Origin of the sequence: Meiothermus luteus, assembly GCF_003574085.1 — a bacterium.
GTDB lineage: Bacteria > Deinococcota > Deinococci > Deinococcales > Thermaceae > Meiothermus > Meiothermus luteus.
This window is the reverse complement of the sequence record NZ_QWKZ01000026.1, coordinates 23303-30551: the sequence shown is the minus strand read 5'-3', so window position 1 is coordinate 30551 and position 7249 is coordinate 23303. Positions and strand designations below refer to the sequence as shown.

Annotated in this window: 7 protein-coding genes and 1 rRNA gene; 2 read left to right on the top strand and 6 right to left on the bottom strand. The window is 62.4% G+C overall.

Annotated features, from left to right (window positions below):
- A 16S ribosomal RNA gene (locus tag Mlute_RS05640) occupies positions 1-106 on the top strand; the annotation flags it as partial.
- A 118-nt stretch (positions 107-224) separates the two neighbouring features.
- Here Mlute_RS05640 and Mlute_RS05635 read toward each other — a convergent pair.
- Genes Mlute_RS05635 through Mlute_RS05625 form a run of 3 tightly spaced genes read right to left on the bottom strand, consistent with a single transcriptional unit; the run spans position 225 to position 3600 of the window.
- On the bottom strand, positions 225-1517 hold the full coding sequence (locus Mlute_RS05635; protein WP_245958860.1) for an ABC transporter permease: 1293 nt from the start codon (positions 1515-1517) through the stop codon (positions 225-227).
- Positions 1514-2227 carry an ABC transporter ATP-binding protein gene (locus tag Mlute_RS05630; RefSeq protein WP_119359768.1) on the bottom strand — a complete coding sequence of 238 codons (714 nt, stop codon included), beginning with the start codon at positions 2225-2227 and terminating at the stop codon, positions 1514-1516. The genes Mlute_RS05635 and Mlute_RS05630 overlap by 4 nt, the downstream gene beginning before the upstream one ends.
- Positions 2224-3600, bottom strand: coding sequence for an efflux RND transporter periplasmic adaptor subunit (locus tag Mlute_RS05625; protein WP_245958859.1), 1377 nt, complete (start codon positions 3598-3600; stop codon positions 2224-2226). Before Mlute_RS05625 ends, Mlute_RS05630 begins: the two co-directional genes overlap by 4 nt.
- A 50-nt stretch (positions 3601-3650) precedes the next feature.
- Between Mlute_RS05625 and Mlute_RS05620 the strand changes: the two genes are divergently transcribed.
- Positions 3651-4199 carry a DUF4256 domain-containing protein gene (locus Mlute_RS05620; RefSeq protein ID WP_119359767.1) on the top strand — a complete coding sequence of 183 codons (549 nt, stop codon included), beginning with the start codon at positions 3651-3653 and terminating at the stop codon, positions 4197-4199.
- Here Mlute_RS05620 and Mlute_RS05615 read toward each other — a convergent pair.
- Genes Mlute_RS05615 through Mlute_RS05605 form a run of 3 tightly spaced genes read right to left on the bottom strand, consistent with a single transcriptional unit; the run spans position 4196 to position 7236 of the window.
- Positions 4196-5008 carry a carbohydrate ABC transporter permease gene (locus Mlute_RS05615; protein WP_119359766.1) on the bottom strand — a complete coding sequence of 271 codons (813 nt, stop codon included), beginning with the start codon at positions 5006-5008 and terminating at the stop codon, positions 4196-4198. The genes Mlute_RS05620 and Mlute_RS05615 overlap by 4 nt on opposite strands.
- Positions 5008-5991: a carbohydrate ABC transporter permease gene (locus tag Mlute_RS05610; protein WP_245958858.1), complete on the bottom strand. Its 984-nt coding sequence runs from the start codon at positions 5989-5991 to the stop codon at positions 5008-5010. Before Mlute_RS05610 ends, Mlute_RS05615 begins: the two co-directional genes overlap by 1 nt.
- Positions 5992-7236, bottom strand: a complete 1245-nt coding sequence (locus Mlute_RS05605) for an extracellular solute-binding protein (RefSeq protein ID WP_119359765.1) — start codon at positions 7234-7236, stop codon at positions 5992-5994.
- Positions 7237-7249 lie beyond the last annotated feature (13 nt).

The following is a 7249-nucleotide window of genomic DNA, read 5'->3' as shown; positions in this document are numbered from 1 at the left end:
TGAAGTCGCCGGGAGCCACAGGCAGGCGCCTAGGGTAAGGCTCATGACTGGGGCTAAGTCGTAACAAGGTAGCTGTACCGGAAGGTGCGGCTGGATCACCTCCTTTCTAAGGAGTTGGCGCCGAAGGCGCGGTAAAGCTGGTTTCCCTTGTCAAGGTCTGCCAAAAGCGCCCCTTCGGGGGCGCTTTTGCTTTGGATGGCTTGGTTTTTTCGAGCTGGTTGGTCCTACTCGTACCGCAGGGAATCCACCGGGTCAAGCCGGGCGGCGCGGGCCGCGGGGTAGTAGCCAAAGAAAACCCCGACCCCAACCGAAAAGGCAAAGGCCAGCACCACGCTGAAGGGGTCAAAGATGGGACTGATTCGAAGGAATTGCCCCACGCTGCCTGCCATGGCCAGCCCCAGCAGGATTCCTAAAGTACCCCCCACCACCGACAGCAAGACCGATTCCACCAGGAATTGCGTGAGGATGTCACGGGGTTTGGCCCCTAGGGCCTTGCGGATGCCGATCTCCCGGGTGCGTTCGGTGACCGAGACCAGCATGATGTTCATGATGCCAATCCCGCCCACCAGGAGGCTAATTCCCGCTACACCACCCAGGAAGAGGGTCATGGTCTGGGTAACTCGGTTCACCGAGGCCAACGCATCGGCCTGGTTCTGCACGCTGAAGTCGTACTCGCTGGGGTCGGTGGTCTTGCGCCGTTGGGCCATGAAATCGGTAAGCTCTTGTTGTAGCTGAGGAAGAGCGTCTTTGTCGGGGGCCTGGATGTAGATGGCCTGGACCCGTGGTTCTCCGGTGCTGCTGCGGCCAAGGCGCTGCAGGTAGGTAGAGAGGGGCACCATCACCTGGTAGTTGGGGTTGGCAAAGCCCGTGTCGCCTTTATCTGGAAGCACCCCCACCACCGTGAAGGAGATGCCCGCGACCCGTATGCGCTGCCCTATGGGGTCTTGGCCACCGAAGAGGTCTTGCGCGATTCCGTAGCCGATTACCGCTACCCTGCGGCGGCTTTGCAGGTCGGCCTCGGTGAAGAAGCTGCCCTGGGCGGGCTGGGCGTTGCGCACACTGGCGTAGTCGGGCCAGGTGCCGATTACGGTGGCGTTCAGGTTGCTGGAACCCACTTTTACCTGCTGGTTGCTCTGCAGGCTAGGGGCGATGCCCGCGATGCGGCCGGAGAACTCTGCTTGGATGGCCTCCGCGTCTTTTAGGGTAATGGTTTGGGGGCCGCCAAAGCGCACCAGACCGAACCCCGGGCCCCGGCCTCCAGTGGCGCTGCCGATGGTGATGAGGTTGGTGCCCAGGCTTTGCAAGGTGCGGGTGATGTTGGCGGTGGAGCCCTGGCCCACCATGGTCAAGGCCACCACGGCGGCCACCCCAATGATGACCCCTAGCGTGGTCAGCACAGAGCGCAGAGGGTTGGCGAGGATGGCCCGCCAGGCTATGGAGAAGACCTGCCAGGGGTTCATCCCGGCCATCCGGGAACGCAATTTTTGGGGAGCTGAAGAAACCATTGCCGCACTCATGCCAGTCCTCCTACAGCCCGTTTGCGGTAGGGATTGGGCGCATCGGACTCAACTTGGCCGTCCCGAATCCGCACGATGCGCTCGGTGTACTCCGCTATGTCGGGTTCGTGGGTTACGATGACCACGCAGGTGCCCTCCTCGTTGAGCTCTTGGAACAGCCGCATCACTTCAACAGCGGTCTTGGAGTCTAGGTTTCCCGTGGGCTCGTCGGCCAGGAGGATAGAAGGACGCATGGCCAGAGCTCGAGCGATGGCCACCCGCTGTTTCTGGCCGCCCGAGAGTTGGGAGGGGAGGTTTTTGAGCTTGTCCCCAAGGCCCACCTTTTGCAGGACCTCAATGGCCCGCGCCCGCCGTTCTTGGGGGCTGTAGCCCGCGTAGATCAGCGGCACCTCTACGTTTTCCAAAACGTTTAGACGCGGCAGTAGGTGGAAGGCTTGGAAGACGAAACCAATCTCCTGGTTGCGCACCTCGGCCCGCTCGTTTTCGCTGAGGGTGGTCACGTCGCGCCCCGCGAGCAGGTAGCGCCCCTCGGTGGGCCGATCCAGCAGCCCGATGATCTGCATCAAGGTGGTCTTGCCCGAGCCAGAAGGACCCATCAGGGCGACCATCTCGCCTTGGCGAATCTGGAGCGAGACCCCCTTGAGGGCCTCAAACTCCACCGCCCCGCTCTTGTAGACCTTGCGCACTTGCTCGAGCGCCACCACCGTCACCGCCCACCTCCTGGAGGGGCCCCGACCCCGATGGGCAAGCGCAGGCCGCCCTGGCTGCTTTGGCTGCTCGAGCGGGTGCTGCTGCGGCTGGGCAGCACCACCCGCTGGCCGGGCTGCAGGCCCTCCTGCACCACCTGGTTTACTCCGTCGTCGGGGCCCAGCGTCACCCGCACGGTTTCCCGGCTTCCATCGGGCTGCAAAACGTCCACATAGGCCCGGTTGCGCACCGTCTGCACAGCCCGTTTAGGGATGATGAGGGCGTCTTGGATTTCTTCAGCGATAATCTCTCCCTCGGCGGTCATCCCAGGGCGCAGCCTGCGCTCGGGGTTGGGGATGTTCACGGTCACGTAGAAAAAAGCGATGTTCTGCTGCATCTGGGCCTGGGGCGCGATGGCCGTTACCACCCCTTCAAAGGTTTCCCCGCTGTAGGCGTCTAGGCTGACCTCTACTTTCTGGCCCACCCTGACTTTGGCGATCTCGCTTTCGTCAATCTGAACCGGCAGATTGACGCTAGAATCATCGATCAGGGTGAGCAAGGCGGTGCTGTTGCTGACCGTGGCCCCTACCCCGATGCTGCCCACCTGGGCGTTTACTTCCGAGACCACGCCATCAAAGGGGGCGTAGATTTTGGTGGCGGCCAGGTTTTCCTCTGCGGCCTTGACGTCCAGCCGGGCCTGCTCCACCGCAAGCTGGGCGTTGCGCAGGTCTTGGGCGTTGGCGCCCTTCCTAAGGGCAAGGGCCTGCCGAGCGGTGTTGAGGTTGACCTGGGCCACCTCGAGCGCGGCCTGGGCCTTGGCGTAGGCGTCGCGGGCGGTTTGCAGGCTTTGGGCGCTGGCCCCGCCCAGCTCGTAGAGTTTCTGGGTGGCCTCTAGGTTGGCCTTGGCCGCCTCGAGGTCGCGCTTTGCGTTGGTGTAGGCTGCCTCGGCGCTGGCCAGGTTCTGCTGGGCGGTGGCCAGGTTGCTGGCCTGGTCGGCCCGCAGCTTGTCCAGGTTGGCCTGGGCTTTTTGCAGCGCCAAGCGGGCGTTCTCCAGGGTGCGGGCGTAGCTGGTGGGGTCGAGCTCCACGATGAGCTGCCCTTTTTGTACCCGGTCGCCCACATTGGGCAGTTTGAGTACGGTGCCGTTCACCGCAGGCTTGACCGAGAGCGACTGCACGGGCTCGAGGGTGCCTGGCCCGGAAACCGAGACCCTGAACACCCCCCGCTGGACGGGGGCGGTTTCCACCGCGGGGGTGCTGTCGGTGGTAGACTTGGGCCTAAGCAGCAGGTAGGCTCCCAGGCCTGCGGCCAGCAGGAAAAGCGCAAGCCAAAGCCAGGGAATGCGGGTGCGTGGATGGGAGTGCGTCATGTTCACCCCTTGATCTTCTCCCAGCATAGCCAAAGTTCGGTGTATAGAGTGCGAAGGTTTTGTGAAGGAGGCCTAGTGTGCTACCCGAAGCCCCAACCCCGGAGGAATTCTTGAGGCTGCTCGAGGCCCGCTTTGGGCAGCACCCCCAGCGCCATCCGGGGCTCGGGTGGGCCCAGGTGGAAGCGCGGCTTAGGGCCCATCCAGAAAAGCTCCGGACGCTTTGGTGGATGGAGGCCACGGGAGGAGAGCCAGATGTGGTGGGGCTGGATAAGAGGGGAGAGGTTGTCTTCTTTGACTGCGCTGCCGAGAGCCCCAAGGGGCGTAGAAGCCTCTGCTACGACCCCGAAGCCCTGGCCACCCGCAAGGAACACAAGCCCCAAGGCAGCGCGGTGGGGCTGGCCCAGGGCGTGGGGGTTGGGCTCTTGAGCGAGGAGGAGTACCACATCTTGCAGGGGTTGGGGGAGTTTGACACCCGCACCTCGAGCTGGCTGCGCACCCCACCCGGGATGCGCCGCTTGAGGGGTGTCCTGTTCGGCGATCGGCGCTATGGAAGGGTTTTCGTGTACCACAGCGGCGCTGAGGCCTACTACGCTGCGCGGGGGTTCAGGGCCTCGCTGCGGGTCTAGCCCTTGACCCCGGTCAGCACCACCCCTTCTATAATCTGGCGCTGAAAGAAGAAAAAGACCAATAGCACCGGCAGCACCGCCAGGCTGCTTGCGGCCATGATGAGGTTCCAGGCAGTTCCAGCCTCGCTAGAGAAGAGCGCAACCCCAATGGGCACGGTGCGCATCTCTGGGGTTTGCACCACGATGAGGGGCCATAAAAAGGCGTTCCAGTTGCCCAAAAAGGTAAAGATGCCCAGCGCAGCCAGGGCCGGTCGCACCAGTGGGAAAGCGATGCGCCAGAACACCCCGAACTCGCTCAGCCCGTCTATACGCCCGGCGTCCAACAAGTCGGTGGGTAGGGTTTCAAAGAACTGCCGCATCAAGAACACCCCGAAGGCGCTGATGAGTCCGGGGAATAGAAGCCCCCAGTAAGTGTTCACCCAGCCGTACTGGGTGCTCATGACATACCAGGGGATGACCAGCATCTCGGTGGGGACCATCAGGGTGGAGAGGATCAGCACGAAGACAAACCCTCTTCCGGGAAAGCGCAGCTTGGCCAGGGTGTAGCCTACCAGGGCGTCAAAGAAGAGCACCGATAGGGTGGTGATGGAGGCCACCAGCAGGCTGTTGAAGAACCACCGCGGGAACTGGGTGTCAAAGAGTACCTCCCGGTAGTTCTCCAGGGTGGGGGCCTGGGGGAGGAGTTTTAGCTCAAATATCTCGGCAAAGGGCTTGAGGGATGTAAGGAACATCCAGACGAAAGGGAAGAACATCACCACGCTGCCCAAAAGCAGCGCGAGATAGAGGAGGAGGGTTGCTAGGCGCCGCATCAGTATTCCACCCGCCGGGAGAGGAGGCGAAGCTGAAGCAGGGTGATGACCAGGATAAGGGCGAAAAGCAGGACCGTGATGGCCGCTGCGTAGCCAAGGTCAAAACGGGCGAAGGCCTGCTGGTAGATGTAAAGCGCCAGGGTCAGCGTGGAGCCAAGGGGGCCCCCTTGGTCGGTGAAGTTCAGGTTCACCACCTGGGTGAAAAGCTGTAGGAAGCCAATGGTCCCGATGACCGCGGAAAAAACCATTACAGGGTTCAGGAGGGGCAAGGTGATGTGACGAAAGAGCTGGAAAGGGCTGGCCCCGTCTATCCGGGCGGCCTCGTAGTAGTCGCGGGGGATGTTTTGCAGCCCGGCTAGGAACAGGACCACCTGGAAGCCCAGGTTTTGCCAGACCACCACCATCGTGACTGTGGCCAGGGCTTGCGAGGGCTTGGTCAGAAAGGGCTGGGGGGGGATGCCAAACCAGCCCAGGATTTCGTTGACGATGCCAAAGTTGGGCGAGAGCATCCAGCTAAAGACCCAGGCGATGGCCGCCGCTGGGGTGACGTAAGGGGCGAAGTAGATGGCCCGAAAGAGGTCACGCAAGCGGGTGATGGCGTTGAGCATGAGGGCGATCAGAAGCCCCAAGGCCATCTGGGTGGGCACCCCCAGCAAGGTATACAGCAAGGTGTTCTGCAGGGCCTTGCGCAGGTTGGGGTCATCAAGCATCTTGTGGTAGTGCTCGAGGCCCACAAAGGACCGCTGATCGGGGTCGGCGTGCCAGCTAAAAAGCGATAGCCAAAGGGCCTGGAAAGCTGGCCAGATGCGGATGAACAGGAAAAAGGCCAGGGGGATGGCCAGAAAGGCCAAGGCCCACAGCGCCTCACGGGTCGCCAGGGGTAGGCTGCGCTTCTCGGGGGGGCTGGCTTTAGGCATAAAGAGTTCGGTGGCCTGGGGCCAGGGGCGGTAGGGGAGGGCTACAAACCCCAGGCCGCCCGCCACTTACTTCCAGAAGTTGTCCAGCAGCTTTTGTTCCTCGGCCACCGCGATGCGCAAAGACTCGGCGGGGTCTTTGTTCTCTAAAAGCACCCGGTTAATGGCGTCGGTCATCACCTTGCGTTGCCCGATCTCGTCCACGAACGGCGTGGCCTTGGCGTAGGCCAGCGAGAGGACAAAGGGACCGTACACCCTGTCCAGGGTGAGCTTGGGGTCTTTGATCAGGCTCTTGCGGGCGGGCAGCTCGCCTACTTTTTCGAGCCAGTAGCGCTGGGTTTCCTCGGAGACCAAAAACTCCAAGAACTTGAGGGCCGCAGCTTGCTTGGGGCCGGTGGCCAAAGGAGTTAGGCCGTGCAGCCAGAACGAGCCGTAGTTGGCCTTACGGCCGCCAACTTTTTCCGTTGGGAGCTCGGCTACGCCCCAGTTGAACCTGGCCCCGTTGCGGATGGTGCCGATGGCGAAGGAGCCATCCACGATCATCCCTACCCTGCCCGCGATGAAGGCGTCGCGGTAGGCGTTGTTGCCGGGGAAGAACTGGTTGCCTAGGGTGCCCACGTTGTATTTCCTAAGCCAATCGGTGTAGAAGGTGAAGGCCCGAAGACCAGCAGCATCGCCGTAGAGGACACGTCGCCCATCGTCGGAGTAGGGTCTTCCGCCAAACTGCCGCACCAGCACCTCGCGCACCAGGTGATGGTCCTGGCCATCGGGAGCCATGGCGTAGCCTAGCTGGGTGAACTTGTTGCCGTCCCTGACGGTGAGCTTGGTGGCGATGTTCAAGAACTCTTCCCAGGTCCTGGGGGGGTTCTTGAAGCCCGCGGCGCTCAGCAGGTCGCGGTTGTAAAAGAGGGCCAGCGAGCGTACCGCGGTGGGTAGGCCGTAGAGTTTGCCGCCCACTTTAGAGGCCTGGGCCATGGCGACGAACTCGTCGTCCAGCATTTTGACCATGCTCTCGGGTAGGGGCTGTAGGTAACCGGCTTTAACCCAGGTGGGCAGCCAGCCGTAGAACAGGTTGACCACGTCGGGCCCCTGGCCCGCCGGGATGGCCGAGGCCACCTTTTGCTGGAAGGCGTCGTAGGGGAAGGTTTGGTGCTGTACCCTGATGCCGGGGTTAGCCGCCTCAAACCGCTTGATTAGGTCGTTGACCGCTTCCACCTTGCTTTTGAAGTCGTACTGCCAGTAGGTGATGGTCACGGTGCCTTGGGCCCAGGCTGTTCCCAGGAACAGGAGCAAGGGGAGTAGGGTTTTCCACATGCTAATCCTCCAA

Bases quoted from the DNA above. Each gene is read 5' to 3' on its own strand.
- Mlute_RS05635 (WP_245958860.1), bottom strand. From the start codon at position 1,517: ATGAGTGCGGCAATGGTTTCTTCAGCTCCCCAAAAATTGCGTTCCCGG.
- Mlute_RS05625 (WP_245958859.1), bottom strand. From the start codon at position 3,600: ATGCTGGGAGAAGATCAAGGGGTGAACATGACGCACTCCCATCCACGC.
- Mlute_RS05615 (WP_119359766.1), bottom strand. From the start codon at position 5,008: ATGCGGCGCCTAGCAACCCTCCTCCTCTATCTCGCGCTGCTTTTGGGC.
- Mlute_RS05605 (WP_119359765.1), bottom strand. From the start codon at position 7,236: ATGTGGAAAACCCTACTCCCCTTGCTCCTGTTCCTGGGAACAGCCTGG.